This window comes from Rhizobium ruizarguesonis (assembly GCF_017357285.1).
In the GTDB taxonomy this organism is placed as follows: domain Bacteria; phylum Pseudomonadota; class Alphaproteobacteria; order Rhizobiales; family Rhizobiaceae; genus Rhizobium; species Rhizobium ruizarguesonis.
The window spans coordinates 2,534,571-2,559,519 of the sequence record NZ_CP071678.1; the positions used below are offsets into that span (position 1 = coordinate 2,534,571).

At 61.7% G+C, this 24,949-nt stretch carries 26 protein-coding genes and 1 tRNA gene; 13 read left to right on the top strand and 14 right to left on the bottom strand.

Going from position 1 to position 24,949, the window contains the following annotated elements; all coding sequences use genetic code 11:
• The first annotated feature begins 168 nt into the window (after positions 1–168).
• Positions 169–957, top strand: a complete 789-nt coding sequence (locus J3P73_RS12590) for a sulfite exporter TauE/SafE family protein (protein WP_018072119.1) — start codon at positions 169–171, stop codon at positions 955–957.
• A 38-nt stretch (positions 958–995) separates the two neighbouring features.
• Here the strand turns inward: J3P73_RS12590 and J3P73_RS12595 are convergent, their stop codons facing one another.
• The 4 genes from J3P73_RS12595 to J3P73_RS12610 all read right to left on the bottom strand — a co-directional run bounded on the left by J3P73_RS12595 (position 996) and on the right by J3P73_RS12610 (position 5,214).
• Entirely contained in the window at positions 996–2,021 is a 1,026-nt protein-coding gene (locus J3P73_RS12595; RefSeq protein ID WP_024322607.1) for a DNA polymerase III subunit delta', read from the bottom strand.
• Positions 2,022–2,029: 8 nt separating this feature from the next.
• Positions 2,030–2,710 carry a dTMP kinase gene (gene tmk / locus J3P73_RS12600; RefSeq protein WP_018072121.1) on the bottom strand — a complete coding sequence of 227 codons (681 nt, stop codon included), beginning with the start codon at positions 2,708–2,710 and terminating at the stop codon, positions 2,030–2,032.
• 132 nt (positions 2,711–2,842) lie between these two features.
• Complete coding sequence (locus J3P73_RS12605; RefSeq protein ID WP_024322609.1) at positions 2,843–4,036, bottom strand: D-alanyl-D-alanine carboxypeptidase family protein; 1,194 nt, start codon at positions 4,034–4,036, stop codon at positions 2,843–2,845.
• A 71-nt stretch (positions 4,037–4,107) separates the two neighbouring features.
• Complete coding sequence (locus J3P73_RS12610; protein WP_075225592.1) at positions 4,108–5,214, bottom strand: septal ring lytic transglycosylase RlpA family protein; 1,107 nt, start codon at positions 5,212–5,214, stop codon at positions 4,108–4,110.
• A gap of 394 nt (positions 5,215–5,608) precedes the next feature.
• Between J3P73_RS12610 and J3P73_RS12615 the strand changes: the two genes are divergently transcribed.
• A complete protein-coding gene (locus J3P73_RS12615; protein ID WP_226307127.1) occupies positions 5,609–6,163 on the top strand; it encodes a hypothetical protein in 555 nt (184 codons plus the stop codon).
• Positions 6,164–6,226: 63 nt separating this feature from the next.
• Positions 6,227–6,430, top strand: a complete 204-nt coding sequence (locus J3P73_RS12620; RefSeq protein WP_075225591.1) for a hypothetical protein — start codon at positions 6,227–6,229, stop codon at positions 6,428–6,430.
• A gap of 101 nt (positions 6,431–6,531) precedes the next feature.
• Here J3P73_RS12620 and J3P73_RS12625 read toward each other — a convergent pair whose 3' ends face one another.
• Positions 6,532–6,858 carry a GYD domain-containing protein gene (locus tag J3P73_RS12625; RefSeq protein WP_011652042.1) on the bottom strand — a complete coding sequence of 109 codons (327 nt, stop codon included), beginning with the start codon at positions 6,856–6,858 and terminating at the stop codon, positions 6,532–6,534.
• 270 nt (positions 6,859–7,128) lie between these two features.
• Here J3P73_RS12625 and J3P73_RS12630 point away from each other — a divergent pair.
• Positions 7,129–7,218 (top strand) — tRNA-Ser (locus tag J3P73_RS12630).
• A gap of 500 nt (positions 7,219–7,718) precedes the next feature.
• On the opposite strand, the gene J3P73_RS12635 is transcribed toward J3P73_RS12630, so the two are convergent.
• Both J3P73_RS12635 and J3P73_RS12640 read right to left on the bottom strand, forming a co-directional pair.
• On the bottom strand, positions 7,719–8,051 hold the full coding sequence (locus tag J3P73_RS12635) for a hypothetical protein (RefSeq protein WP_024322638.1): 333 nt from the start codon (positions 8,049–8,051) through the stop codon (positions 7,719–7,721).
• Positions 8,052–8,511: 460 nt separating this feature from the next.
• Positions 8,512–9,165: a hydrolase gene (locus J3P73_RS12640; protein ID WP_024322639.1), complete on the bottom strand. Its 654-nt coding sequence runs from the start codon at positions 9,163–9,165 to the stop codon at positions 8,512–8,514.
• Positions 9,166–9,318: 153 nt separating this feature from the next.
• Here J3P73_RS12640 and J3P73_RS12645 point away from each other — a divergent pair, with 153 nt between their 5' ends.
• The 3 genes from J3P73_RS12645 (at position 9,319) to J3P73_RS12655 (ending at position 12,036) form a co-directional block, all read left to right on the top strand.
• Positions 9,319–10,215, top strand: coding sequence for a LysR family transcriptional regulator (locus J3P73_RS12645; protein WP_024322640.1), 897 nt, complete (start codon positions 9,319–9,321; stop codon positions 10,213–10,215).
• Positions 10,216–10,464: 249 nt separating this feature from the next.
• Entirely contained in the window at positions 10,465–11,190 is a 726-nt protein-coding gene (locus tag J3P73_RS12650) for a 3-keto-5-aminohexanoate cleavage protein (protein WP_024322641.1), read from the top strand.
• A 624-nt stretch (positions 11,191–11,814) separates the two neighbouring features.
• Entirely contained in the window at positions 11,815–12,036 is a 222-nt protein-coding gene (locus tag J3P73_RS12655; protein ID WP_018072135.1) for an alkylphosphonate utilization protein, read from the top strand.
• Positions 12,037–12,088: 52 nt separating this feature from the next.
• Here the strand turns inward: J3P73_RS12655 and J3P73_RS12660 are convergent, their stop codons facing one another.
• The 3 genes from J3P73_RS12660 to J3P73_RS12670 form a co-directional block, all read right to left on the bottom strand.
• Positions 12,089–12,916 carry a transglutaminase-like domain-containing protein gene (locus tag J3P73_RS12660; RefSeq protein ID WP_024322642.1) on the bottom strand — a complete coding sequence of 276 codons (828 nt, stop codon included), beginning with the start codon at positions 12,914–12,916 and terminating at the stop codon, positions 12,089–12,091.
• Between the two features lie 97 nt (positions 12,917–13,013).
• The gene (locus J3P73_RS12665) at positions 13,014–13,895 is read right to left on the bottom strand and encodes a transglutaminase family protein (protein WP_018072137.1); all 882 of its coding nucleotides are present in this window, start codon (positions 13,893–13,895) and stop codon (positions 13,014–13,016) included.
• Positions 13,896–14,409: 514 nt separating this feature from the next.
• Complete coding sequence (locus J3P73_RS12670) at positions 14,410–14,565, bottom strand: hypothetical protein (protein ID WP_024322643.1); 156 nt, start codon at positions 14,563–14,565, stop codon at positions 14,410–14,412.
• A gap of 888 nt (positions 14,566–15,453) precedes the next feature.
• Between J3P73_RS12670 and J3P73_RS12675 the strand changes: the two genes are divergently transcribed.
• A complete protein-coding gene (locus J3P73_RS12675) occupies positions 15,454–15,708 on the top strand; it encodes a GlsB/YeaQ/YmgE family stress response membrane protein (RefSeq protein ID WP_018072140.1) in 255 nt (84 codons plus the stop codon).
• An 80-nt stretch (positions 15,709–15,788) separates the two neighbouring features.
• Here the strand turns inward: J3P73_RS12675 and J3P73_RS12680 are convergent, their stop codons facing one another.
• Positions 15,789–16,070, bottom strand: coding sequence for a hypothetical protein (locus J3P73_RS12680; RefSeq protein ID WP_024322644.1), 282 nt, complete (start codon positions 16,068–16,070; stop codon positions 15,789–15,791).
• A 219-nt stretch (positions 16,071–16,289) separates the two neighbouring features.
• On the opposite strand from J3P73_RS12680, the gene J3P73_RS12685 reads away from it, so the two are divergent.
• The 5 genes from J3P73_RS12685 to J3P73_RS12705 are packed head-to-tail and all read left to right on the top strand — an operon-like array spanning position 16,290 to position 21,748.
• Positions 16,290–18,182: a peptidylprolyl isomerase gene (locus J3P73_RS12685; RefSeq protein WP_130655589.1), complete on the top strand. Its 1,893-nt coding sequence runs from the start codon at positions 16,290–16,292 to the stop codon at positions 18,180–18,182.
• Between the two features lie 8 nt (positions 18,183–18,190).
• Positions 18,191–19,207 carry an anthranilate phosphoribosyltransferase gene (gene trpD / locus J3P73_RS12690; protein WP_130655590.1) on the top strand — a complete coding sequence of 339 codons (1,017 nt, stop codon included), beginning with the start codon at positions 18,191–18,193 and terminating at the stop codon, positions 19,205–19,207.
• Between the two features lie 9 nt (positions 19,208–19,216).
• Entirely contained in the window at positions 19,217–20,029 is an 813-nt protein-coding gene (gene trpC, locus J3P73_RS12695; RefSeq protein ID WP_130655591.1) for an indole-3-glycerol phosphate synthase TrpC, read from the top strand.
• A gap of 1 nt (position 20,030) precedes the next feature.
• Positions 20,031–20,528, top strand: coding sequence for a cyclic pyranopterin monophosphate synthase MoaC (gene moaC / locus J3P73_RS12700; RefSeq protein WP_130655592.1), 498 nt, complete (start codon positions 20,031–20,033; stop codon positions 20,526–20,528).
• A complete protein-coding gene (locus tag J3P73_RS12705) occupies positions 20,525–21,748 on the top strand; it encodes a molybdopterin molybdotransferase MoeA (RefSeq protein WP_130675130.1) in 1,224 nt (407 codons plus the stop codon). Before moaC ends, J3P73_RS12705 begins: the two co-directional genes overlap by 4 nt.
• Here the strand turns inward: J3P73_RS12705 and J3P73_RS12710 are convergent.
• From J3P73_RS12710 to J3P73_RS12720, 3 genes are all read right to left on the bottom strand, one after another.
• Positions 21,717–22,421, bottom strand: a complete 705-nt coding sequence (locus J3P73_RS12710) for a class I SAM-dependent methyltransferase (RefSeq protein WP_130691795.1) — start codon at positions 22,419–22,421, stop codon at positions 21,717–21,719. The two genes, J3P73_RS12705 and J3P73_RS12710, sit on opposite strands and share 32 nt — an antisense overlap.
• 25 nt (positions 22,422–22,446) lie before the next feature.
• Positions 22,447–22,881, bottom strand: coding sequence for a GNAT family N-acetyltransferase (locus J3P73_RS12715; RefSeq protein WP_130691545.1), 435 nt, complete (start codon positions 22,879–22,881; stop codon positions 22,447–22,449).
• A gap of 65 nt (positions 22,882–22,946) precedes the next feature.
• Positions 22,947–24,902, bottom strand: coding sequence for a DEAD/DEAH box helicase (locus tag J3P73_RS12720; protein WP_130771524.1), 1,956 nt, complete (start codon positions 24,900–24,902; stop codon positions 22,947–22,949).
• Positions 24,903–24,949 lie beyond the last annotated feature (47 nt).

Genomic DNA, 24,949 nt, shown 5'->3' on the forward strand with positions numbered 1-24,949 from the left:
CGAAACATCAAGTTTTACCGCCGCCAATGATTTCCGGGACGCTGGGGCGTGAACTTGACTCAGCTTCTGCCGCAATCTACCGGTCATGGAAAAGAGGGCGGGACAGAACGAAGTGCCAGTTTTCATCTACCGGAATGGTCGTCGCCGCGCGCCGTCAGGGGCGCTTGTTTGACATTCCAGCCGCTCTATTCGCTTTCCGGCCTGTTTGTGGGCGCTCTCGTCGGCATCACCGGCGTTGGCGGCGGCTCGCTGATGACGCCCGTGCTGGTGCTGCTCTTCGGCGTCCATCCCGCCACCGCCGTCGGCACAGATCTTCTCTATGCGGCGATCACCAAGACGGCAGGTACGGCCGTTCACGGCATGCATGGGCGGGTCAACTGGAAGATCGTCGGCAGCCTCGCAGCCGGTAGCCTGCCGGCCGCCCTGCTGATGCTCTGGCTGCTGGCCGGCGTCGATCGCAAAAGCATCGGCGTGACCAATACGATCACCACGGCGCTCGGCTGGCTTCTCGTCATGACCGCGATCATGCTGGTCTTCCGAGGCCCGATCCTCGAGCTGGCACGCCGCGCCATCGGCGACCGAACGCCGCCGAAGCCGACGACCATCCTCGCCCTCACCGTCATTCTCGGATTCGTTCTCGGCGTCCTCGTCACCTTGACCTCGGTCGGCGCCGGCGCGCTGGGTGTGACGATCCTGCTGATCCTTTATCCCAGGCTCGATGTGCGCGAGATCGTCGGCTCCGACATCGTCCATGCGGTACCGCTCACCTTGATCGGCGGTACGGGCTATTGGCTGATCGGCGAGATCGACTGGCCGATGCTGCTTGCCCTGTTGATCGGCTCTATCCCCGGCATCATCATCGGCAGCCTTCTGGCGCCGAAGCTGCACGAACGCACCATCCGCATCGTCCTTGCCGCCACGCTTGCTGTCGTCGCATTGAAGCTATTGACCGGCTGATCAGAGCACGGTGCCGAAAGTGTCAGCGCTGACGCGCTTTAAAGGCCTGGCTGCTTGATATCGGCGAGAATGCTGATGATCGTCTGCTTGCGGTCCAGGTTGTAGCCATCGGAAATGGTGAGCCGCTCGGTGATCTCGGAATAGAGCCGCGCCAGCCGCTCCGCCGCGGCGATCTGCCCCTCGCCCGCTGCCGCGCGGGCGCGGTTCATGATGTCGTCACCGACATGGCTGACGAAGAAATCGAAGATCGTGTCGCTTTCCCTGCCTGAAAGCGCGTCGGCCAGCCGATGCATCGCCTTGCGGGCCGTCGGCCCCTCGGCGGCAAGCATCTCGTCATAGGCGGCAATGATCTCGCCACCGCCGTAGTTCAGGAGTTTCAGCGCCTCACCGACGCTGCCCTTGGCGGCCGAAAGCACTGCCCCGCTCTCGCCTGAAATGCCGAGATGGGCAAGGGCCGCGACGAGTTCATCGTCGGCAAGCGGCGCCAGTTTCAGCGGCAGGCAACGCGAGCGGATCGTCGGCAGCAGCCGTCCCGGCGCATGCGAGAGCACCAGGAACAGCGCCCGCTTCGGCGGTTCTTCCAGGATCTTCAGGATGGCGTTGGCTGCATTGCGGTTCATGTCGTCGGCAGGATCGATGATGACGATCCGCCAGTTGCCGGTGCCAGACGTCTGCGAGAAGAACTTGCCGGCGCGGCGCACCTCGTCGACGGTGATTGCCGATTTCACCTTGCCGGTCTTTTCGTCTACCGGCCGGGCAAGGTGCAGCAGATTATGCGAGGCGCCGGAAGCGATCTGCCGGCTGACGGGAGAGGCAGGATCGGGATCGCCGATCGTCTCCGGCGCTGTCTCGGGATCAGGATGCGAGAGCACGTGATTGGCGAAGCGGAAGGCGAGCGTCGCCTTGCCGATGCCCTCCGGCCCCTCGATCAGGATGGCGTGGTGGCCCTTGCCGGACCGGTAGGACTGCGCCAGGAACGCCTCCGCCTCTTCATGGCCGAACAGCCTGGTATTTTCCCCCGGCCAAATGGCGCCGTCGAGCAGTCCGGGCCTTTCCTCACTCATAATGGGCTTCACTCATGATGGGCGGCTTCCGGCATTCGCAAACGGCCTGCGGGCGACAGCAGCTGTTTGACGATCGCCAGGATCTCGGCGGCGATCGCCTCCTCCGTCTGCATGGCGTTGACCACGTGGCAGCGCTCCGGTTCGCGGGCGGCGATATCGAGAAAGGCCTCGCGCCGTTTCTCGTGCGTTTCGAGCCGCTCTTTTTCGAAGCGATCGGGACCGTCGGCGGCAGCGCGCTTCTGCGCCCGCTCCAGCCCGACCTTGGCGGGGATGTCGAGGATCACGGTACAATCCGGCATGACGCCGTTGATGGCAATGCGCTGCAGTGTCTCGATGAAATCGGGCTCGAGATTGCCGGTAATACCCTGGTAGACGCGGGAGGAATCCATGAAGCGGTCGCAGAGCACGACCTTGCCTGATGCAAGGGCTGGCCGGATCGCCTCTTCGACATGGTCGTTGCGCGCCGCCGCAAAGAGGATCGCCTCCATCCGCGTGCCGAAGGCCTCGGCAGCGCCCGACAGCAGCACGTGGCGCACAGCCTCGGCACCCGGCGAACCGCCTGGTTCGCGCGTCACCAGCACGTCGTGACCTTCGCCCTTCAGCGCCTCTGCGAGGCGACGGATTTGCGTGGATTTCCCAGCGCCTTCCCCGCCTTCAAACGTAACGAACAATCCCGTACCGGATGACAATGACAATTTCCCGCATTCCAGGCGCCGCACGCGCCCCGCTCCTTCTATCTATCCGAAGATATCAGGGAGGAAAACCTTTCACCGCGGCGACATATTCACCTTTCCCGGCAAATTGCATTGGAAACCGAATGTTCAACCGGGCGCGGACTTGTCCCAGAGCCAGGAGAAGAACAGCGATTCGCCGAGTTCCAGCATGGCGTCGACCGCCCGGCTGCTGAGCGACCCCTCGCCGACTGCCTGCACCGTATAAAGCGGCACTTCCCTGAGTAGCCGGCTGCCGGCGAAAATCCTCAGCGTGCCCGCCTGGGTATCCGGCATGACCGGCGCCGTCAGCGGCCAGTGATAGATGATACGCGCCGACAGCCGGTCGGGATTGCTGATCGGAATATAGACGCTGACCGGCGCCTTGGCGACGAGATCGACGGTGCGCGACGTGCCACCATAGACGCTGGCGGCACCGATCACTTCCTCCTCAGCGAAGATCTGCCGGTTCTCAAAGGCCGTCAGTCCCCACTCGAGCACCCGCTTGGTCTCCTCCGTCCGCTCCTTGTCGGAGGCGATTCCAGCAAGCGCCAGAAACAGCCGCCTGCCGTCGCGCTCGACCGAAGCGACGATCGAATATCCCTCGCCCTCGGTAAAGCCGGTTGCAAGCCCGTCGGCGCCGAGATCGAGCCCGAGCAGCGGGTTGCGGTTGCGCTGGAAGATCTTGTTCCACTCGAAATCCGGCTGCGCAAAATAGGGATAGAGATTCGGATAGGTCTGCTGAAGGGCGGCGGCGAGCGTCACCATCTCGCGTGCGGTCACCTTGCTCTTGCCATCGGGAAGGCCGGTGGAATTGCCGAACTCGGCCTTCTCCATGCCGAGCTCGCGGGCACGCCGCGTCATCGACACGGCAAATTGCTGCTCGCTTCCGGCCATGCCCTCGGCGAGGATGATGCAGCTATCATTGGCGCCCTGGATGGCGACGCCCTTGATCAGGTCCTCGACGCGCACGCGCGATTTGAGGCTGGCAAACATCGTTGCCGTCCGCGACGGCGCACCGCCCGTCCGCCAGGCATATTCGGAAACGGGATATTCGGTATCGAGCGTGATCTGGCCCTTTGTCACCGCTTCGAAGGCGAGATCCATCGTCATCAGCTTGGCAAGCGAAGCCGGCGAAAAGTCCTGGTCCTCATTCTTGGCGAGAAGCACCGTGCCGGTGGCAGCCTCGATCATATAGGCCTGCGCCGCCTTGGTGGCGAAACCGGCGGCACCGCCATCGGCTGCAAACGCGCCGGTGACGAACGGCATCAGGCATGCAAGCAGGCGAAGCGCGGGCTTCAGCATCGCAATTTCCATTTATGGAGCGGCGTATGTCGGGAGGTTAGAGCGAGGGAGAATCCGATGCAATGCCATGCTCAGCGCGCGGCGGATTTGGCTTGATGACGCTTGGCCGCGGCAAGGATCGAATCCTGCGTCAGCCCGTCATTGCGCACCATCACCGCATCGAAGGCGAGATCGACGGTCACCGTCTTCACCTCTTCGTTCTGATAGCCGAGCGCCAGCGAATTCTGAGGCCGCTCATAGGGCATCGGACCGATCTCCGGCAGCACGATCATCTGGTCCATGGCCTGCGCGCCATTGTTGAAGGACGGCGCCGATGGCGCGACCAGAACATGGGCAGCCGGTGCCAGAACGGGTGCTGCGGCGGGTGCGGCATTGTAGCGTGCGCTCGGCGTCGAGCCGGCATAGGAGGTCGCCGACATCGGCACCGGCACGTTGGCAGGCGTCTCGTAGTCTTCCGAACTCTGCAGCTGGTCGCGGGTGATCTTGCGGCTGTTGGAGGCAACCATCACGCCGGTTGCGATCTGCCCTTCCGGATTGACGCCGGGAATGCGGCTGCCTTTCGGCGCGTAGGACGCCATCAGATAGGGCATGTCGTGGCCGTCCATGCGGGCGCGGCCGACATATTGCACGCGCACCTTGCCGGTGCCGCTGTGCTGCAAGTCGAGCATGTCGGCCGTCTTGTTGGAAAGGTCGATGATGCGACCTTCGTGATAGGGGCCGCGATCATTGACACGCACGATGACGGAGGAACCAGATTCGAGATTGGTAACGCGCGCATAGCTCGGCAGCGGGAAGGTCGGATGCGCGGCGGAAAGATGCATCTGGTCGTAGACTTCGCCGTTCGCCGTCAGGCGCCCATGAAAGGCCGAACCATACCAGGAGGCGACGCCGACCTTGTTATAGGCGAAATCTTCCTTCGGGTAATACCACTTGCCCTTCACCTCGTAAGGGTTGCCGACGATGTAGCGGCCGCCGCCCTTGGGGATGTTGTTGCCGGTGGCGACCCGCGGGCTCGCCTTGACGCCATATTCGGATTCGGAGAAATATTCTTTGCCGTGGGCCTTTTTCTTCGGCACTGCCTGCGTCGTGCCACACGCTGCCACCGTCGCGCACATCGCCGAGATTGCCAGCCACCGTGCTGTCGTTGCGAAAGACGCCGCCCCGTATTCCAGTTTCATGTGCCCCACGCCGCTCAAAGATCGTTATGGTTAAGGAACCTTGCCCCATCTTGGGCCAACAACGCCTTATTCCCGCCCGCCTAATGAGGCTTTAATCTTGCTAAGTTCGTGGCAATTTTACGAACAATTTCGCGGCGATAGCGACAATTCTAATGATTATGGTTTACAAGTCACTAACGCGACCCCTCCCTGCCTGCCATTCCATCGCCGCAATGAAGCCAGAAATCATCGTGCCGATGCGGGGCATATGGTGAACATCCGGACGCCCCCAAAGCTCCATATTGAAACACGGCCTGCGCGTATTTGACGAGCGGCAGCGGGGCGGCGCGACACCACCTTGCCTATCCCCGTGATATGACGCTATGCACTCTCGACGCGGGTTGGGGGTATAAGAATGGGTCGAATTTTCAAAAGCTTGATCGTGCTGGTCGTGATATCAGCCTCATCGGCCGTCGGCGCCGCCGCGGATGAAATTCCCGCCTATTGGCGCAAGACGATGACCAACGAGCCGCAGACGAATTTTTATCTTGCCGAGGCCCTGAAACCCTTACCGAACAAGGATGCCGAAACCCTCAAGGTGCTCCGGCTGTCGCTGATCGCCGGCAACCTATGCCTCGGCGCCGCCGTCGATAGGAGAACAGGCGAAGCCTTTCTGCAGCGGGCCGGATATAGCCGCCTCCGTGGAAGGACGTGGGACGAAGCCGTCTTCCTCGCCGACGACTGGTTCAAATATTTCAACTACCGCTCCCTCGCCCATCTCTGCGCCGGCATCGACTATATTTTCGGGCCTGAGGGAAAACTGGTGCCCAATCTGGTAAAGCCCGGCAAGGGTGAGCCGAAGGCATCCTACGATCCCCAAAATCCCTACCTGCGCCTCCCCCCTTGCGCAAACCGAATGGCTAGGTCACATCGCCGATTGGATGTGATGCAACGTGGATCGCGTATTTGACGCTACGGCTGGGAACGAAATGGCCGCCGCGGGCTTTGAAGGTTAGACCTTTGGAGGATCACCATGCACGATAAAACCATCATGCAGCTCGACACGATCAGCCAGCAGTTGCACGCCAGATCTCGCGCGCTTTCCCAGCTGGATAACGACAACGACATCGCAATCCTGATGTCAGCACTCGCCGTGACGATGGAGGCAGTTCGATCTCTCAGCGAGGATATGAACCAACTCAACGGTCCGAAGGGCCTTGGATCTGACGGACACTAAAGCTCTTATGTCGCCGGCCCAATTCACAGAAAGCTTGCGCCGGGAACGAGATACGCGAAACGCTCATCTTCTACATGGATGGAAAACGGTGGACGCACCACCTACGCTGCCGGTGGACGATACCGAATCGACTTCGCCTTTTCCAAGGCTTCGATCGTATCCTCGACGCTGAGGAGGACAGTGGTCTCCATGGAGCTGAGCGCGCCTCCTGCGCCGATCGCAAGTGCGACAGCCGCCATCGATACGTTGTCAGGCGCCTCCCACAGATTCCAACCATCATGCTCGCCGAAGGCGTACCAGAACCCATGGAGCTTTCCGCCCACGGATTCAATGTAACTACGCGCCGCCTCTCGGCGATCCTCGGGGTTTTCGATCATCCGCGCCCACGTCTCGGGCGTGTAGCTGAAGCGCGTGAGATACATGGCCATGGTTTGTTTCCTCCGCCAGAACAGCACAGTAAACGCTCAAGCCGAGGAGAACGCGAGTCATTTCCAATGTGCGGAACCGGCCTGCCTCGGTTCACGCTCGAATTTGTTCGCACGCCGCGCCAAGGATGCCGACAAACGCTGCAGAGCAAGTTGACGCTGCGATCAAAGCTGCTAAAAAGCCAGCCATCGAGTGATTGGGTAGCAAATCGGCCGCAAAGGCCGGTTGGTGGAAATCAACAGAATGTTGATGTCTCAACCTTTCAATCAGATGGAAGAGTGTCCGAGTGGTTTAAGGAACCGGTCTTGAAAACCGGCGTGCGGGAAACCGTACCGTGGGTTCGAATCCCACCTCTTCCGCCATAGATCATTGATTTTGTTAGGTAGTTTCAGATTTTCTGCCAAGAATTACGCGCTTATCATAACGGCAGGTTCCATCTAAGTGGCATCGGCGCGCTATGGAAGGGCTTCCGTTTGCGGTCGCCCCGATGATCGATTGGACGGATCGGCCAAGCAACTAGCGCCCTTAGAGCGCGTGTCGTACTTCTCGTCGTACAGTGGCTATTGCGCCTCCCTCACCTAGCCCTAAATCAGCACCCTCTAATCCTTGCAAAAATTCACGAGGCGCATAAATTCAATCTATCAGATGGCTTTTGCTGGTGACCACGGATGTACTGGCACCGTGCTGACGCAATCAAAGAAGGGTCGGCGCGAGCATTCGCCCGGCCCTTTCTTTTTATCCAAGACCGTTCTGTGGCTACTGCCGATAATCCCCATCCCTGCCCTTAATCTCCTGGCAGCGCAACTCGTGAGGCCGAAGGCGCACTGTGGGGCGCCAATGTTGGTGTCCGTGGCACTGCCGACTAAAAATCGAAATACACGGTCACACCTGACCGACGACGATAGGGGTAATAGTCGCGATAGCCGTAATAGTCGCGGCTGCTGTAATAGTTGCGACTGCCGTAGTACCGCGGACGATAGCACGAGCCGTAATACCGGCAGTCGCGGTAAGCGTACCGGTCTCTCTTCCAGTGGCCATACGCGTGTCCATTACCGTGGCGACGGTGTTTGATCTGCTCGACGTCGGGGGTGTGCATATGTACTGCGTTCGGCACGACGATCGGCGCGGCGTTTAGCGGCAGGGCGAAAGATGCAGCCAAGATCATGGCTGCAAGTGAGGAAAAAAGCATTTTCATCGGCGCATCCTTTCAGGCTGCGATTCTGGGTTAATTAGCATTAACCTCCGATGAACGGCTGCGCGCTTCCCGGAAAACACCGGCCGGCGCGCCGCTGGTATGGTCGCGGGTGGTGATCGCGCCGGCGCTTGTGTGGGTGGGTGGAATGGTCGCGTTGACTACCATCCGTCCGCGATGAGGCGATCCCCGATGAAGCCCGTGATGATGGAGACGCCAAGCTCGTTGCGGTGCAGGGAGTCAATGCTTCCGCCAGCGTCGAACCGAAGGGCATCATTAACGTAGTCCCCAGCGTAAGCCGTGCCATCCTGCTAGGGCTGACCCGGTGCCTGCAACGCGATCAACATGCCGACCGCGAGCATCCAGGCATGGACGGCCTTCCGATTGAGAGGGGATGAAGAGGCTCGATAAGCAATCAGCCTTCGCAACGCGTCGTTCGAGAATCTCTGCATCCCCCCTTAGATCATCCTGCGTTGCGAGGCACAGGCGTGTTGAGCAGCTGCTGCTCCCACAGGTACGCGATACCGCTACCAGCGGCATGCTGCTTGAGCACCTCCGTCAACTCTGCGGCGTGCTCGGTCCGAGCCCAGTCGCGCTGCCATTCGGACGCCAACGCCAGCCAGGTCATCATGTTCGCGCCAGCCGCAATCATGCGCTGGATGGCGACCTCGTGGGCCTCGACCGACGTGCCCCCCGACGCGTCGGTGATAACAGTCACATCCCAGCCTTCGCCGAGCGCCTGGATCACCGGCATCGCGACGCATACCTCGGTCCACAGGCCGGCGATGATCAGCTGCTTGCGGCCGGTCGCCTTGACCGCGTCCACGACCTTCCTGTCTTCCCAGGTATTGATGAACGTCCGGTCGATCACCTCCTGGCCCGGGAAGACATCGGTGATTTGCGGGAAGATCAGACCGCCCCGATCGGCGATCACGCTCGTCAGGATGGTGGGAACACCGAAAGCTCTCGCGGCCTTCGCCAGGGCCGTCGAATTGTTGACCACCGCCTGCGGATCGTGGCTGTTCAGGTTCGTGAGCTGGTAAGGCTGGTGGTCGATCAGAACGAGTACCGAATCTTCGGGACGAAGAAGCGAAGCAAGGCCATTACGAAAGGTCATTATTACTTCCTTTGCTGCCGCCCATGAGCGGCATTGGTTTTGCGGGAGACATGCGCCAGGGGCGACGTTGCCTGCAAGCAGTATTGCCGTTCCTATCCGGGATGCGGTAGCACCCTTTTATGGCAAGCTGTGTCGCGGAAAGGGGAACGCTAAATGGACATCGAAGAACTGCAGACCTTCGTGGAAGTGGCTGATGCCGGGGGAGTCTCGCCTGCTGCGCTCCGGCTCGGCGTCTCCAAGTCAATCGTCAGTCGGCGGCTCTTCCGGCTTGAAGCAGAACTTGGTGTCCAGCTTCTTGCACGGACCACCCGGGGCGCCGCTCTCACGGAAGCAGGGGCCACGTTCCGAGATTATGCAGCGAGAGTCTGTGCCGAGATCGACGTGGCCAAGGAAACGATCCTACCCGCCGGTGACCTTCGCGGCCGCTTGCGAGTTGCCGTGCCGCTTTCTTTCGGCCAGACTCACTTCGCTCCCATCCTCGCGGAAATGGCGCGCCGCCACCCCCAGCTCCAAATCCACACGTGCTACAGTGATCGCTTCGTCGATCTCATCACAGAGGGTTATGATTGTGCGATACGGGTTGGCTATCTTCAGGACTCCAACTTGATCGCAAGACGCGTCGGACCACTCTATGGGAAGCTCGTCGCCAGCCCGGACTACATCAAGGCGCATGGGTCGCCCGAGACGCCGGAGGAACTCGTCGCTCATGAGGCCCTCATGCAGGGCACCGAAGCCTGGCAACTCATGGATGGCGACGAGATCATCACGGTTCGTCCGCAGGGGCGCTTTAAGGCCGACAACGGCCCTGCTCTCGTCGCCGCCGCGGCAGCAGGACTAGGGATCGCTTACCTGCCTGATTGCCTTACCCATGAATATATAGCCTCCGGCGCGCTTGTGCCGGTCATGACGCATTATCCACCACCCCCGGCGGCTGCATATGTCATCCGCCCGCCAGGTCAGCATCCCGCACGGAAGATACGGGTCCTCACCGAATTGCTGATTGAGTATTGCGAACCGCCTCCGCACCTTGCGCCTGCTCCTTTCCGTTGACAATGAGATGATATACAGGCTGCAGCAGGACGCGACCGCCATTAACTTAAGAATGGGGTCGGGCGGCAGATTGACGTCAGGTCGCTGCCACGAGATCACGTGGCCGTCCTCTGGCCGGCGTCGCCAAGACGTCCAGACATCACACGGCGACAAGGGGAATGACTGTCACAGCAGCACCTCAAGTCTTCGAGTTTCCAAATTTGGGATGCCCGGTGTCTTAAGCGGTCCAACAAGCGCGAGGCTCTTTTTATGATCGTTCAAGCTTGCATCAACGGCGCACGTCCGAGCGATTTCCATCCGCTCCTTCCCCTGACGATCGATACCATGGTGCGCGATGCCGCGGCTTCAGTCGCTGCCGGCGCCGCGGAGCTCCATGTTCATCCGCGCGGAGCCGATGGCAAGGAGAGCCTTGCCGCCGTCGACGACACGGTCGGTGCGATTCGCCGGGTCTGTCCAGGAACGCTGATCGGCGTCTCCACAGGCGCCTGGGTCGAAGGCGATCGGGAGAAAACGCGGGAAGCCATCCGCCGCTGGTCCGTCCTGCCGGATTATGCGTCGGTGAACCTGTCGGAGGACGATGCGCCTGGCGTCATCCAGCTGCTCCGCCAGAAGGGCGTCGGCATCGAAGTCGGGCTGGCATCGGTGGCCGATGCGGAGCGCTACACCAGCCTCGAAGATCATCAGCGGGTCTTTCGACTGTTGATCGAGCTCGACGACGAGCAGGATCTGCAGCGCGCAGGGGATATCAGCGATGGCATCATCGAGGTGCTCGAGCGCAGCGGCGTCAATCGGCCGATCCTTCTGCATGGTTTCGACAGGACGGTCTGGCCCTTCGTCAGATCGGCGCGCGAGCGGCACTATTCCACCCGCGTCGGCCTGGAAGACGGCAAACACCTCCCGGATGGGACGATTGCGAGCGACAATGCCGCATTGGTCGCTGCGGCCGTTGCCATCTTCCGCGGCCAATCGAACTGATCCCGACGTCGAATTTTCGTCGTCGTCGATCCACTTGATTCCGGCCGACTGATCGCTGTTCCCGAGTTGGAACCATGACAACTGGAATAGAAGCTTTCCGATTTTCGCGCGGATCGACCACCTCATTCCATGATGCCGCACCGGCCGATGCGAATGATCATTCAGCACCTCGGCCACGGAAGAATATTTCACGAGAGATACGAGTATATCAGGACGCCGACAGAACCCCAGAAGATAAGCGGTGCCAGTACCATCCCCGCGACGATAATTTTAGTCACAGCAAAAACTCCGCAAACTCGCCCCGGCGCAAAATCTATGACAGCGGTCGAAGCTTTGGTATCGGCATGAAGTCCGGGACAGGTCGGACCTTGGTCTGAGCTTCGCTACGGCGGATGAGTACCGGGCTCATTTATCGCCGCGCGCTGGGCGGCGCCGATAAGGGATCAATGCAGACCCTTGGGATGCTGAAGAAAGGCCGCGTAGGGTATGAAGATCGGACTGACTGGCCCCTTCGCATTGACTATCCCATGCCAACATGATTTCCCGTCCGGGATCACGACAGCGCCGCGCGCCTTTCAGACGCGCAAAGGACGCTGTAGCACTTTGAATAGCCGCGGGGACATTATGGCCGACATCATTGTAAAGGACAGCAACGGAACGCAGCTTCACGATGGCGATTCCGTGACGCTGATCAAGGACCTCAAGGTCAAGGGAACCTCGGAGACGCTGAAGCGTGGAACGCTGGTCAAGGGCATTCGCCTGACGGACAATCCGGGCGAGATCGAATGCAGCACCAAGCAGGTCAAAGGCCTGGTGCTGAAAACGGAATTCCTGAAGAAGGCATAGGGTCATCCTTGCCCGCGGTGCTCGCTATCGACGCATGAAGGGCCGCCCCCAATCAATCGGCTTTCACCGGCTCCGGCGGCACTTCCTCGGTGATCACCTCGAAGCGGGAAAGCGTTGCCGGGCCGAAGGCCGTCGACATGGCGACGTCGGTGGCGTCGCGGCCGGTCGCCATCAGGATCCGGCCGATGCGCGGCGTGTTGTGGCGGGCGTCGACCGTATGCCAGTGGCCGCCGAGAAACACCTCGAACCAGGCGCTGAAGTCCATCGGATTGGGATCGATCGGAACGCCGATATCGCCGAGATAGCCGGTGCAATATCGGGCCGGGATATTCATGCATCGGCAAAGTGCGATGGCGAGATGGGCAAAATCGCGGCAGACGCCCGCCTTGTCGGTGAAGCCACCATGCGCGGTCCTGAGGACGTCGGCCTTCAGGTAATCGAAGGTGATATGGTCATGGACGAAATCGCAGATCGCCTGGACGCGCGCCCAGCCGAGCGGCGTCGACGAGAACCTAGCCCAGGCGAAATCTGCAAGCCTGTCGGTGTCGCAATAGCGGCTGCCGAGCAGGAAGACCAGCACATCGTCGGGCAGGTCATTGATGGCGTGCTGGACAGCATCGTCGGGAACGATGTCGGGTTGGCCGCGGTCGTAGATCTCGAATTCCGTGGAGATCGTTGTCAGCCCCGGCGGGGCAACGATCCGGCTGCAGGCATTGCCGAACACATCGGTATAGCCCCAGGCCTCGATCGGCCGGTCGAAAGTCAGGATCTGGTCGCTGAGAAGATCGGCACGACGGGAGGGGTGAATATTGAGGACGAGCAGCATCGGCGTTGGCTGCATGCATTCGTAGCCCAGATGAAACCCGGCGCGTATCTTCATTGTGGCTTCCTTATCGCGTCTCTGCTTTGGCAGAGGTGAGTAGGGAACGCTGATCGCGCGACCCGGTTCCCGCAAGCCCAGGACCGTCACCGCATGGCTAGCCATATGGCCTTGTGGTGACGTTCACCTGCACCGTCATGCTGTCGAAATCCTTCCCATCCCCGTCATAACTGCCGCTCAACGGGACTGCCTGGCGCGGATCGCGGGCAACGGCGACACGAATGAGATCGCGGTTGCCGACGATCCCGTTGGTCGGATCGAACTCCGTCCAGCCGGCGCCTGGAAGATAAATCTGGCACCATGCATGCGTGGAGCCGCCGCCGAGTACGGTGGAGCCGTCCCGGTCGGGAACATAGACATAACCCGTGACGAACCGTGCCGCGAGGCCGAGGACGCGTGCCGCCTCCATCATCAGAAGCGCGAAATCCCGGCAGGTCCCGGAACGAAGCTGCAAGGTCTGGACCGGCGTCTGCGTCCCATGTTCCTGGCGGCGCGCATAGACGAAGCTTTCCCGAATGGCGTAACAGAGCGTCATTAGCAGGTGCCCGGTCTCGGTCGGACGCCCAAGGCGCACGAACTGGCGCGCCCAGCGTCCGACCTCGTCGTTCGGATCTGGATAATGGCGCTGCATCGCCGGCGTCAGATCGGCAATCTCATCCTTGTCGTAGGAGAATGGATAGGTCAGGGCCTCGTCGTCCACCTTAAGATCCAGAGCGACCTGCGGCGTATGATCGAGCGTGATCCAGGTTTCGAAACGAAGCTCGGACGCCGGCCTCGAAATATCGACGAGCGCCACGCAATTGCCGAAAACATCGTGGATCCAGCGCACATGACTTTCCTCAGGATAGATCGTCAACGACGCTTCGATCAGCCGCTGGTCGAAACTGTCGCGCGGTCGGAACATCAAGCGATGCTCGCCGAATTCGACCTCCCTGACGTAACGATAGGACGTGATGTGGCGGACGGAGAAAATCGTCATGAGCCGCCGTCCGGTAATCTGTTCACTTTGCTGCTCCAAGACGGCGATGCCGCCTCTCCTTTGCGGAAGCGCCCTGCCCGCTTCTCCGCTCATCCCGATTTCTTGTCATATAAGCACATCCGAAAGATTGCTATTGTATCTTCACCGATCGACGGCGGAACCGTCCAACCTAAGAGGATAACATGCATATCATCTGGGACGTTCTGACGCTTCTGCTGACAATCGGCTCGCTCTATGGCGGTCGCGAATACCGGATTATTCGCGCCCGTGCCCGCGCTCAAAACTGGGGCAACTTCTGACCCGATCCAATACCATTGATTCGGTCCCGGTATCTCTGATTCGATTCCGAATCATGGTCGCATCGGATCGTTGCCGGTCGCAGTTACGTCGAATGACGTAAAGCCACACGATTAAGGAAGTGCTTTATTAGTGGAGGCGGAGTCTATCCGTCCATTCTCCCTGTTATCCTAAGCCCGCCTCACCCCAGGCGGGCTTTTTTATTCCGTCGCCTGCATCACTTCTTGGCGCCGGCGGAAAGCACCCGATGTGTCGCGTTGTCCATTGCGTGGCTCGCTTCCTGTCCATCCTTCTTCAGCCCGTATGCGGTGTTGCCGCAGCCGGAAAGTGTCAGCAGGCAGACGCAGGCGATGGCGATTGCAGCTTTTGACATCAAGTGTTTTCCCCGATTGAATTGCAATTCAGAGCATGATGCCGAAAAGTGTGAGCGGTTTTCGGACGACATCATGCTCTAACTCTTAATCTAGAATAGGATTTTAGGCTGACTGGGCCTAAAATCATCCTGTTCTAGGGAAGATGACGCATTCTTCGGCAAAATCAATCCGCAGGTAACAAGCGCGAACTGCCGGCATGGAACCCCGCGACGCCGCAGGCGTTAATGCGAGCCATCCAAACCGGGGGTTAACGACATGGATTATCAGATTGCCTTCGCCGCAACGGTCGCGACGGCGTCTTTCCTCTTCTTCATGCTGATCGTTCATCGAACCTGATTGCCCGCCGGCCGCGTGTGATCACTGGAATAGAGCCGGCCATTTCCGGCCCGCTTGTCTGCGATCCGCAGAGATTGCATCTTCGGGTGCCGCTGCTTCTGTAGCCAATGTCGACGAGGCGTCGCAGACCGGAAGGCCTGGAGCGCAAGATCGCAGATGATCGTCAGCTGACACGGCAAGGCTGCAGAAGAAACGTCTCGTCACCCGAAAGTATTACGGAAACGGTGAATGTATTGAATTTTAATTAATTGCCAGCCTTAACTATCCGTTAACAATATTGTTGCGCTCCGTCAGCTTCCGCTTATGCTTTACACAATACGGGAGAGGAAAGATGTTTAGCAAAAGCTTGATTATGCCGTTCAGCTTCGCAATGCTCGCCATTGCCGGCCTCCTGTTCCAGATTGCCGCCCACGCGCTGTACTCTCCGGTCACCATGTTGCAGCCGTGAGTCACATAAGTTGCTGAACCTGCAAGCAATCTCAGTAACTGGGAGTGGAACTTCCTTTCGTTTCGTGCATTCTGTGACTCGTTTTGCCAGGAGGGAGATAACCATGGAAAACGCAGGCGTGGGTTGGATTGCAGCTATCATTATCGGCGGTGTCGCTGGATGGCTGGCGGAAAAGGCCATGAGCAGCAGCATGGGTTTGCTCATGAACATATTGCTCGGCATCGTCGGCGCTATCGTCGCTAACTGGGTCCTGGGTCTATTGCACATCCAGCCGCTCGCCGGTTGGCTGGGTTATCTGATCACCGGTTTCGTCGGGGCCTGCATCCTGATCGCGATCGGGCGCGTCGTCCGCCGCTGACAGTTCCTTTCAATGACTGATGCAAACACCAAAAGCCGGGCGTTGATGGCGCCCGGCTTTTCTGCACTCTGAATTTCGGTTCAGCGGCGGCTGAGCAGGCCAAACACGTAGGCAATGCCTGCCGTCACAGCGAGTGCCACGAGCGGTTCTTCGCGCACCTTGTCGCGCAGCCGCTCCGTCATCAGCGAGGCCTCGTCGGTCACCGCCGACTTCGCCCCCTGCCCCAGCGCCACCACGCTTTCCGTCAGCCGGGCGAGATCGTTGCGAAGGGCTGCGACCTGTGCCGACAGATCGTCTGCTGCTATGTCAGCCTTGACGCGCGCGGCGGTGGATTCGGCGGAGGCGGTTTTCAATTCTGCCATGGTCTGCTCCTGTTTCATGGGATGCCGCTTCAACGAAATGGCGGCCCGAAAGGTTCCGACGCAACCGATCTTTTGTTCGCCGCAAAGCCGCCGCGGCTGAGCGGCCGCCTTGTGCAGCTTTTCGCGCGACAAACCCTTCATTTCCTGTCGGGTTTGTTTTAAGGAACGTCGAATGTCCGCCCGCGCGCGGGTCAATGATACTGCGAGGTTTGCGTTTCTATGTTCCACATCCTGAGAAGAGCCGCTCAGACCTGGGTCGCCAAGCTGCTGATGCTTCTGCTCGTCGCGTCCTTCGGCATCTGGGGTGTCTCCCGGTCGCTGATCACGGGCAGCAACAGCACTACGGTCGTGACCGTCGGCGATCAGCATGTGGACGTCAACGAATTCCACCTCGCCTATCAGCGCCAGGTGGCAAGCGTCAGCCAGCAGTTCGGCACGCGTCTCACCCCCGAGCAGGCCCGCGCCTTCGGCATCGAGCAGCAGGTGCTCGCCCAGCTCGTCGCCGGCGCCTCGCTCGACCAGCTCGCCGAAGACATGAACCTCGGCCTGTCGCAGGATCGCCTCGCCCAGCTGATTGCCGACGATCCGGCTTTCAAGGCCGTCAACGGCCAGTTCGACCGCGAGCTTTTCGTCTCGCGTCTTCGCAATGCCGGCATCCGCCAGGACGATTACATCAAGGAGCGCAGCAAGGTCGCTGTCCGCAGCCAGGTGGTCGATGCCATCTCCAACGGTTTCACGGCGCCGAAGACGCTGGTCGATGCCATGAAGCTCTATGGCGACGAAAGCCGCAGCATCGACTACCTGCTGCTGACCAACGCCAATATCGAGCCGATCAAGGCGCCTGCCGACGACGTGCTGGCGACGTGGTTCGAAGGCGTCAAGCAGCGCTACCGGGCGCCCGAATACCGCAAGCTCGTCTATCTCAAGCTGCAGCCCGCCGATATCGCCGATGCCGCGACCGTCACCGACGACCAGATCCACGAAGCCTTCGACAAGAGCAAGGATACCTATCGCACGCCGGAAAGCCGCACCATCGAGCAGCTGACCTTCGCCAGCAAGGATCTTGCCACCGCCGCCGAAACGGCGCTGAAGAGCGGCACCAGCTTCGACCAGCTGGTTTCCGACCAGGGCAAGACGGCAAGTGATGTGCTGCTCGGCGAGTTCACCAAGGACAAGGTTCCCGACCAGGCCGTTGCCGATGCGGCCTTTGCAGTTTCGCGCGATGGCGGCACGACGCCTGTCGTCGATGGCTCCTTCGGCCCCGTCATCCTGCGCGTCACCAACATCAAGTCTGAAACGACGAAGAATTTCGACGAGGTGAAGGAGGATATCCGCAAACAGCTGGCGCTCTCCAACGCCTCTCAGGAAGTGATCAACGTTCACGATCGCATCGAGGATCTGCGCGCAGGCGGTTCCACGCTCGAGGATATTGCCGGCCAGCTGAAGCTCACCGCAGTGGCCGTCGACGCCGTCGATATGACCGGCGCCGACAAGGACGGCAAGGAGGTCAAGGATCTCCCCGCCAAGCAGCAGTTGCTCGGCGAAGCCTTCAAGACCGAGGTCGGCGTCGATGCGCCGCCGCTTTCGATCGGCAATGACGGCTATGTCTGGTTCAACGTCCGCGAAATCACGCCGGACCGCGAGCGCCCGGTCGCCGAGGTGCGCGAAAAGGCGGTCGAGGACTGGACGGCGGAGCAGCAGAAGGCCGAGCTCGCCAAGAAGGCCGATGAATTGAAGGCCGAGGCGCAAAAGGGCAAGGCACTTGCCGATATCGCAACGCCGCTCGGCATTGCCGTCGAAAGCAAGAGTGGCATCACCCGCTCCACCGATGATGCGGTCCTCGGCCGAGCCGGCGTCACCGCCGCCTTTTCCGGCCCGGTCGATACGGTCGCAAGTGCTGTCGGCGCCGATCCCTCTACGCAGATCCTGCTGAAGGTCAACGAGGTCAACACCCAGCCGACCGGCGATGTGCTGAACAACCGCGATGCCCAGATCACCGCCATGGCCAATGCCGCCGGCGATGATATTCTCGATCAGATGGTCAACCTGCTGCAGACGCAGTACGGGGCGCAGATCAACCAGACGCTCGCCGAACAGGCGACGGTCCGCTAGGAGGCTTTATGACCGATCTGAAGCCGTTCCTGGCCAAGGCCGCAAGCCGCGAGCCGCTGACGCGTGACGAGGCCCGCGCCGCCTTCGACATCCTGATGTCGGGCCAGGCGACCCCCTCGCAGATCGGCGGCTTCCTGATGGCGTTGCGTGTGCGCGGCGAAACCGTCGATGAGATCGTCGGCGCCGTCACCGCAATGCGCTCGAAGATGCTGACCGTCGAGGCGCCGGCCGATGCGATCGACATCGTCGGCACCGGCGGCGATGCCAGCGGCACCTATAACATCTCGACGCTGGCAGCGCTGATCGTCGCCGGCGCCGGTGTTCCCGTCGCCAAACACGGCAACCGGGCGCTGAGTTCGAAATCGGGCGCGGCCGACAATCTGGCGGCACTCGGCGTCAAGCTCGACGTCGGTCCAGAGACCATCTCTCGCTGCATCGCCGAAGCCGGCGTCGGCTTCATGTTCGCGCAACTGCATCATTCCGCCATGCGCCATGTCGGCCCCTCGCGGGTGGAGCTCGGCACGCGCACGATCTTCAATCTGCTCGGGCCACTTTCCAGTCCGGCCGGCGTCCGCCGCCAGCTGCTCGGCGTCTTCTCGCCGCAATGGCTGGTGCCGCTTGCCGAAGTCATGCGCGATCTCGGCTCCGAATGCGTCTGGGTGGTCCATGGCGACGGCCTCGACGAAATCACCACCACCGGCATCACAAAAGTCGCTGCACTCGAAGACGGCAAGATCCGCACCTTCGAGCTCTCGCCCGCCGATTTCGGCGTCAGCCCTTGCGTGCTCGCCGATATCAAGGGCGGTGACGGTGTCGCCAATGCCGCAGCCCTTCGCGAGGTGCTCGGCGGCGCCAAGAATGCCTATCGAGATATCTCGCTCGCCAATGCCGCCGCCTCGCTCGTCATCGCGGGTAAGGTCGAAACGATCCGCGACGGCATGAAGCTTGCCACGCATTCGCTGGATAGCAGTGCCACTGCGCTCGCCCTCGACAAACTCATCGCCGTTTCCAACGATATCGACTAGGATTGCCCGATGACCGATATCCTGAAGAAGATCGAACTCTACAAGCGCGAGGAGATCGCCGCTGCCAAGGCGACAGTGTCGCTTGCCGATCTCAAGGCGATGCAGGCCGGCCAGTCCGCGCCGCGCGGCTTCCACAAGGCGCTCGTTGCCAAGCGTGACGCCGGCCGCTTCGGCCTGATCGCCGAGATCAAGAAGGCGAGCCCCTCGAAGGGTCTCATTCGCCTGGACTTCGATCCACCATCGCTGGCGAGCGCCTATGAGGCCGGCGGTGCCGCCTGCCTTTCGGTGTTGACCGACACGCCGAGCTTTCAGGGCGCGCCGGAATTTCTGACAACCGCCCGCGCGGCCTGCGCGCTGCCGGCGCTGCGCAAGGATTTCATGTTCGAGACCTATCAGGTGCACGAGGCCCGCGCCTGGGGCGCCGACTGCATCCTGCTGATCATGGCCTCGCTGTCCGACGATGAAGCCGAACGCCTGCAGGACGAAGCCTTCGGCCTCGGCATGGACGTGCTGGTCGAGGTCCACGACGCCGAAGAGATGGAGCGGGCGCTGAAGCTTTCCTCGCCGCTCATTGGCATCAACAACCGCAATCTGCGTACCTTCGAGGTCAGCCTGACGGTCAGCGAGGCGCTTGCTCCCATGGTGCCTGACGACCGGCTGCTGGTCGGCGAAAGCGGCATCTTCACCAATGCCGATTGCAAGCGCCTGCAGGCCGTCGACATCAATACCTTCCTTGTCGGCGAAAGCCTGATGCGCAAAGAGAACGTCGCCGCCGCCACCCGCGCGCTGCTCTTTGGCGAAGCCGCCATCGCGGCCGAATGATATGAGCGGCCAAAAGCCAGGCCTCACTCATATCGGTGCCTCCGGCGAGGCGCATATGGTCGATGTCTCCGATAAGGCCGAGACGGTGCGCATCGCCACTGCCGAGGGCCATGTGAAGATGGCGGCGGAAACGCTCGCTCTCATCAGCCAAGGCAATGCCAAGAAGGGTGATGTGATCGGCACGGCGCGTCTTGCCGGCATCATGGCGGCAAAACGTACCGCCGACCTCATCCCGCTCTGCCATCCGCTGATGCTGACGAAGGTCACGGTCGAGATCGCGGAAGATGCCGCCCTGCCCGGTCTGCGCGTTACGGCGACCGCCAAGCTGACCGGCAAGACCGGTGTGGAGATGGAGGCGTTGACCGCCGTCTCGGTCGCTTGTCTGACGATCTACGACATGGCCAAGGCGGCCGATAAGGCAATGGAGATCGGCGGCATCAGACTTCTTGAAAAGTCCGGCGGAAAATCCGGCGATTTCCGTCATCCGGAGGCAAGATGAACCTTCTCCCGGTTGCCGAGGCCTTGAACCGCTTGCTCTCCAGCGCAAAGCCCATTGCTGCGTCCGAGACGCTGCCGCTTGCCGAGGCTGAGGGCCGCGTCCTGGCCGTCGATCTGACGGCCGGCCTGACCCAGCCGCCCTTCAATGCCTCCGCCATGGATGGCTATGCGCTGCGCCGCGAAGACGCGCCGGAGCCGGGCGCCGAGCTGAAGGTCATCGGCACGTCTTCCGCCGGCCACGCCTTCGAGGGAAGCGTTGGCCAGGGAGAGGCCGTCCGTATCTTCACCGGCGCGCCTGTTCCGCCAGGCGCCGATAGCGTCCTGCTGCAGGAGGATGCCGAGAAGATCGAGGGCGGAATCAGAACCAATTTCCCTGTGCGGCAGGGCCAGCATGTGCGTCCCCGCGGCCAGGATTTCGCCGAAGGCGAAGCCGTGCTGCCGGCCGGCACCGTGCTCGATTTCTCGCGGCTGACGGTTGCCGCCGGCATGAACCGGCCTCATGTCGAGGTGCTGCGGCGCCCGCTGATCGCCATCCTCGCAACCGGCGACGAATTGCTGCCGCCCGGAAGCACGCCCGGCCCATCGCAGATCATCGCATCCAACACGTTTGGTATTGCAGCCCTTGCCCGCAAAGCCGGCGCCGATGTGCTCGATCTCGGCATCGTGCCTGACGATAAGGCCAGGATCACCGCGGCGATCGACACGGCGCGGGATGCCAAGGTCGATGTGATCGTCACGCTCGGCGGCGCTTCGGTCGGCGACCATGATCTGGTGCAGGCGACGTTGATCGAGGCCGGCATGCAGCTCGATTTCTGGCGCATCGCCATGCGCCCCGGCAAACCGCTGATGGTCGGCAGCTTCGGCGAGACGCATGTGCTCGGCCTGCCCGGCAATCCGGTCTCCAGCCTCGTCTGTTCGCTGCTCTTCCTGGAGCCGCTGATCCGCAAGCTCGCCTCCCTGCCGCCGGTGCGGCGCGAGGCAACGGTGGAGGCGGCCGTCACTCTGCGCGCCAACGACCACCGGCAGGACTATATCAGGGCGAAACTTTCGAAATCCGCCGCCGGCCACTGGCTCGCCGAACCCTTCGGCAAGCAGGATTCCTCGATGATGAAGGTCTTCGCCGAAGCCGATTGCCTCGTCATCCGCCCGCCGCATGCGCCGGAATTGCCGGCCGGAGCGCCCTGCCCGGTCATGCTGTTGCGGCCTGACCTCCTGGCATAATCTCGCCTTCAGCTTTGTCGGAGAGCGCAAAGACGCCAGCCGGCACGGCACCGCCGCCAGTGCCCCCGCCGAAATCCGCAACCGCATGGGTGGCGATTCGCCTAAGTTTGTCCTGCGGCAGATAGGCCCGCTCGGGATCGCCGATCAGCACCTCGATGCCGGAGGCCTGGCAACGCCGCAGAAAGGCCATCACCCGCAGGGCAAGCGAGGGGTCGTAGAACAGATCGCCGACCGCGAGGAGATCTGTCTCTGGTGGCGGCCCCTCGATGATATCGGCGGCCCGGGCTACGATATCCACGCCGTTGATCGCCGCGTTGAGGCCGATCGCGGCAATGGCATTGGCATCGATGTCGATAGCGGTCACCGTGGCTGCTCCGGCCTTCGCCGCGGCAATGGCCACGAGCCCGGAGCCGGCGCCGAGATCGAGCACCCGGCGGCCGCTCACCATTTCCGGTCGATCGAGCAGATGGCGGGTAAGCACCGCGCCGCCGGCCCAAGGATAGGCCCAGTAAGGCGGCGAATCGGCCTCTCCACGACCGGCAAGCCGCCAGAGCCCGCTCGCAGGCCCTGCAGTATGGAGCCGGATCTCGGGGATGGAGGGAACCGGTGATATCGGCAGGTTGGCCTTGATGAAGGCGGCCGGATCGGGGTTCGGCATACCGGGGCGTTTCATCGACGTCTGCTCCTGCCGACGAAGCTCAGTAATTCTTCATGGCAAGATGCGGCATGCCACCGTCAAGAAATTCAGCGCCATAGGCGACGAAGCCGAAACGCTCGTAGAGCGGCAGCTTGTCCGCCTGTGCTGTAAGATAGAAGCGGTTGTCGCGGGCAGCGCGATGCAGTTCCATCGCCTGCCCGATCATTGCGGCCGCAATGCCCTGGCCGCGCCATCGGCCGGCAACCGCAACCCGGCCGATCTTCACATGTTCCTCGGCGTAGATGACTCGCAGCGTGCCGGAGACCTCGCCCGCCGTGACGGCGACGAGATGATGGGCGCGGAGATCGTCGGCATCGAATTCCTCGGCTTCGGGAACCTTCTGCTCATGCACGAAAACGGCGCGCCGCAGCCGGAAGGCCTCATTGCAGAGCGTACTGAAAACCGGGACGCTGAGAATCGCCGTTTCCATCACCATCCTTGCCTCCCTCAGGGATACGACCCAAAGCCCTCCGCCGAACCAGCGAAGGGCTGCCGGCAAAATCAGCCGGGCTTCTTCTTTGAAAACTTGTTCTTCGGTGCGCCGCCGCCCTTGCCCTCATATTTGGGGCCTTCGGATCTGGGGCCTTCGAATTTCGGCTTGTCGGACTTCGGGCCATCGAAGGCGGGTTTGCCCGGTTTCTTGCTCCAGGGCTTGCTATCCTGTCTCTCCTGGCCTGCATTGTCGGCTGCGGCGTATCCGCCGCCCGGACCCTTGCCGAACTTGTTCTTCGGCCGCTCGCCGCGGAACGTATCGTCCGGCCGCTCGTCACGGGATGGCTTGCCGGCATAAGGCTTCGGCGACGGCGCCCGGCTGAAATCCGGCGTGCCGGAAAGCCTGGTCACACGGATGCCGCGTTCGAGCGCCTTGTTCGGTCCAATCGCCGCCTGGAAGCTTTCGGCACTCGCCGCGGCGATCTCCACGAAGGTTTCCTCAGGCTGCATCTTGATCGCGCCGATCTCGCGCTTCGTCACATTGCCGTTGCGGCAGAGCATCGGGATCAGCCAGCGCGGCTCGGCATTCTGCTTGCGCCCGACCGAGACGGAGAACCAGACGCTGGCGCCGAAATCCTCGCGCGGTCCCCTCTGCGCCGGCTCGTAGGGCTCGGCATTGTCGCGGCGCTTGCGGCTGCGCTCGTCCTGCACGGTAACTTCGATGAGATCTTCCGGCGCCGAATGATTGGTGCGGTAAAGACGTAGGAAGGCGGCGGCAAGCTTTTCGGCGCCGTGGCTGGCGAGAAGCTGCTGTACCAGCCCCTGCTCTTCCTCCTGCGGCGTTTCGTTGAAGATCGGATCGGCGAGCAGCCGCTCGTCGTCGCGCTCGCTTACCTCCTCGGCCGAGGGCGGTCGCGCCCAGGCAGCCGAAATACCGGCATTCTCGAGCAGGCGCTCTGCCTTGCGCCGTGCATTCAGCGGCACAATCATGGCGCTGATGCCCTTGCGTCCGGCCCTGCCGGTACGGCCGCTGCGGTGCAGCAGCGTTTCCGGATTGGTCGGCAGGTCGGCATGGATGACGAGATCGAGGCCGGGCAGGTCGATGCCGCGGGCGGCAACGTCGGTCGCGATGCAGACCCGGGCGCGCCCGTCGCGCATCGCCTGCAGCGCATGGCTGCGTTCATTCTGCGTCAGCTCGCCGGACAGCGCCACCACGGCGAAATTGCGGTTGTTGAAGCGCGCGGTCAGATGATTGACGGCAGCGCGCGTCGAGCAAAAGACGATGGCGTTGGTCGCCTCATAATAGCGCAGCACGTTGATGATCGCATTCTCGCGGTCACTCGGGGCCACCATGAGCGCGCGATATTCAATGTCGATATGCTGCTTTTCCTCGGCCGCGGTGCTGATGCGCACGGCATCGCGCTGGTAGCTCTTGGCGAGCTTAGCGATCGCAGCCGGCACCGTTGCTGAAAACATCAGCGTCCGGCGTTCGTCCGGTGCCGCATCCAGGATGAATTCGAGATCCTCGCGGAAGCCGAGATCGAGCATCTCGTCGGCCTCGTCGAGCACGGCAGCCTTCAGTTCCGACATGTCGAGAGCCCTGCGGCGGATATGGTCGCAGAGGCGGCCAGGCGTGCCGACGACGATATGGGCGCCGCGTTCGAGCGAGCGGCGCTCGCTGCGGATGTCCATGCCGCCGACGCAGCTGACGATCACCGCGCCAGTCATCTCAAAGAGCCATTCGAGCTCGCGCTTCACCTGCAGGGCAAGTTCGCGCGTCGGGGCGATAACGATGGCGAGCGGCGCGCCGGCATTGCCGAAGCGCTCCCTGCCTTCGAGCAGCGTCGGCGCCAGCGCCAAGCCGAAGGCGACGGTCTTGCCGGAACCGGTCTGGGCCGAGACCAGCGCGTCGGAAGCGGCAAGCGCCGGATCGAGCATCGCCTTCTGCACCGGGGTGAGTTCGGCGTAACCGCGCTTCTGCAACGCCTTGGCGATCGCCGGGACGACGCCGTTAAATTCTGTCATGGATTCGATCTTTCGGAGCTGTCAGGCGCGTTGCTGCGCCATGGCCG

What these genes read in the sequence shown, in the direction of transcription:
- J3P73_RS12640 (WP_024322639.1), bottom strand. Translation starts at nt 9,165, where the DNA reads ATGACCTTTCGTAATGGCCTTGCTTCGCTTCTTCGTCCCGAAGATTCG.
- J3P73_RS12670 (WP_024322643.1), bottom strand. Translation starts at nt 14,565, where the DNA reads ATGTCAAAAGCTGCAATCGCCATCGCCTGCGTCTGCCTGCTGACACTT.
- J3P73_RS12655 (WP_018072135.1), top strand. Translation starts at nt 11,815, where the DNA reads ATGGCCGACATCATTGTAAAGGACAGCAACGGAACGCAGCTTCACGAT.
- J3P73_RS12710 (WP_130691795.1), bottom strand. Translation starts at nt 22,421, where the DNA reads ATGAAACGCCCCGGTATGCCGAACCCCGATCCGGCCGCCTTCATCAAG.
- J3P73_RS12660 (WP_024322642.1), bottom strand. Translation starts at nt 12,916, where the DNA reads ATGAAGATACGCGCCGGGTTTCATCTGGGCTACGAATGCATGCAGCCA.
- J3P73_RS12665 (WP_018072137.1), bottom strand. Translation starts at nt 13,895, where the DNA reads ATGACGATTTTCTCCGTCCGCCACATCACGTCCTATCGTTACGTCAGG.
- J3P73_RS12720 (WP_130771524.1), bottom strand. Translation starts at nt 24,902, where the DNA reads ATGACAGAATTTAACGGCGTCGTCCCGGCGATCGCCAAGGCGTTGCAG.
- J3P73_RS12635 (WP_024322638.1), bottom strand. Translation starts at nt 8,051, where the DNA reads ATGAAAATGCTTTTTTCCTCACTTGCAGCCATGATCTTGGCTGCATCT.
- moaC (WP_130655592.1), top strand. Translation starts at nt 20,031, where the DNA reads ATGAGCGGCCAAAAGCCAGGCCTCACTCATATCGGTGCCTCCGGCGAG.
- J3P73_RS12650 (WP_024322641.1), top strand. Translation starts at nt 10,465, where the DNA reads ATGATCGTTCAAGCTTGCATCAACGGCGCACGTCCGAGCGATTTCCAT.
- J3P73_RS12675 (WP_018072140.1), top strand. Translation starts at nt 15,454, where the DNA reads ATGGAAAACGCAGGCGTGGGTTGGATTGCAGCTATCATTATCGGCGGT.
- J3P73_RS12605 (WP_024322609.1), bottom strand. Translation starts at nt 4,036, where the DNA reads ATGCTGAAGCCCGCGCTTCGCCTGCTTGCATGCCTGATGCCGTTCGTC.
- J3P73_RS12615 (WP_226307127.1), top strand. Translation starts at nt 5,609, where the DNA reads ATGGGTCGAATTTTCAAAAGCTTGATCGTGCTGGTCGTGATATCAGCC.
- J3P73_RS12680 (WP_024322644.1), bottom strand. Translation starts at nt 16,070, where the DNA reads ATGGCAGAATTGAAAACCGCCTCCGCCGAATCCACCGCCGCGCGCGTC.
- J3P73_RS12705 (WP_130675130.1), top strand. Translation starts at nt 20,525, where the DNA reads ATGAACCTTCTCCCGGTTGCCGAGGCCTTGAACCGCTTGCTCTCCAGC.
- J3P73_RS12715 (WP_130691545.1), bottom strand. Translation starts at nt 22,881, where the DNA reads ATGGTGATGGAAACGGCGATTCTCAGCGTCCCGGTTTTCAGTACGCTC.
- trpC (WP_130655591.1), top strand. Translation starts at nt 19,217, where the DNA reads ATGACCGATATCCTGAAGAAGATCGAACTCTACAAGCGCGAGGAGATC.
- trpD (WP_130655590.1), top strand. Translation starts at nt 18,191, where the DNA reads ATGACCGATCTGAAGCCGTTCCTGGCCAAGGCCGCAAGCCGCGAGCCG.
- J3P73_RS12610 (WP_075225592.1), bottom strand. Translation starts at nt 5,214, where the DNA reads ATGAAACTGGAATACGGGGCGGCGTCTTTCGCAACGACAGCACGGTGG.
- J3P73_RS12595 (WP_024322607.1), bottom strand. Translation starts at nt 2,021, where the DNA reads ATGAGTGAGGAAAGGCCCGGACTGCTCGACGGCGCCATTTGGCCGGGG.
- J3P73_RS12645 (WP_024322640.1), top strand. Translation starts at nt 9,319, where the DNA reads ATGGACATCGAAGAACTGCAGACCTTCGTGGAAGTGGCTGATGCCGGG.
- J3P73_RS12625 (WP_011652042.1), bottom strand. Translation starts at nt 6,858, where the DNA reads ATGGCCATGTATCTCACGCGCTTCAGCTACACGCCCGAGACGTGGGCG.
- J3P73_RS12685 (WP_130655589.1), top strand. Translation starts at nt 16,290, where the DNA reads ATGTTCCACATCCTGAGAAGAGCCGCTCAGACCTGGGTCGCCAAGCTG.
- J3P73_RS12620 (WP_075225591.1), top strand. Translation starts at nt 6,227, where the DNA reads ATGCACGATAAAACCATCATGCAGCTCGACACGATCAGCCAGCAGTTG.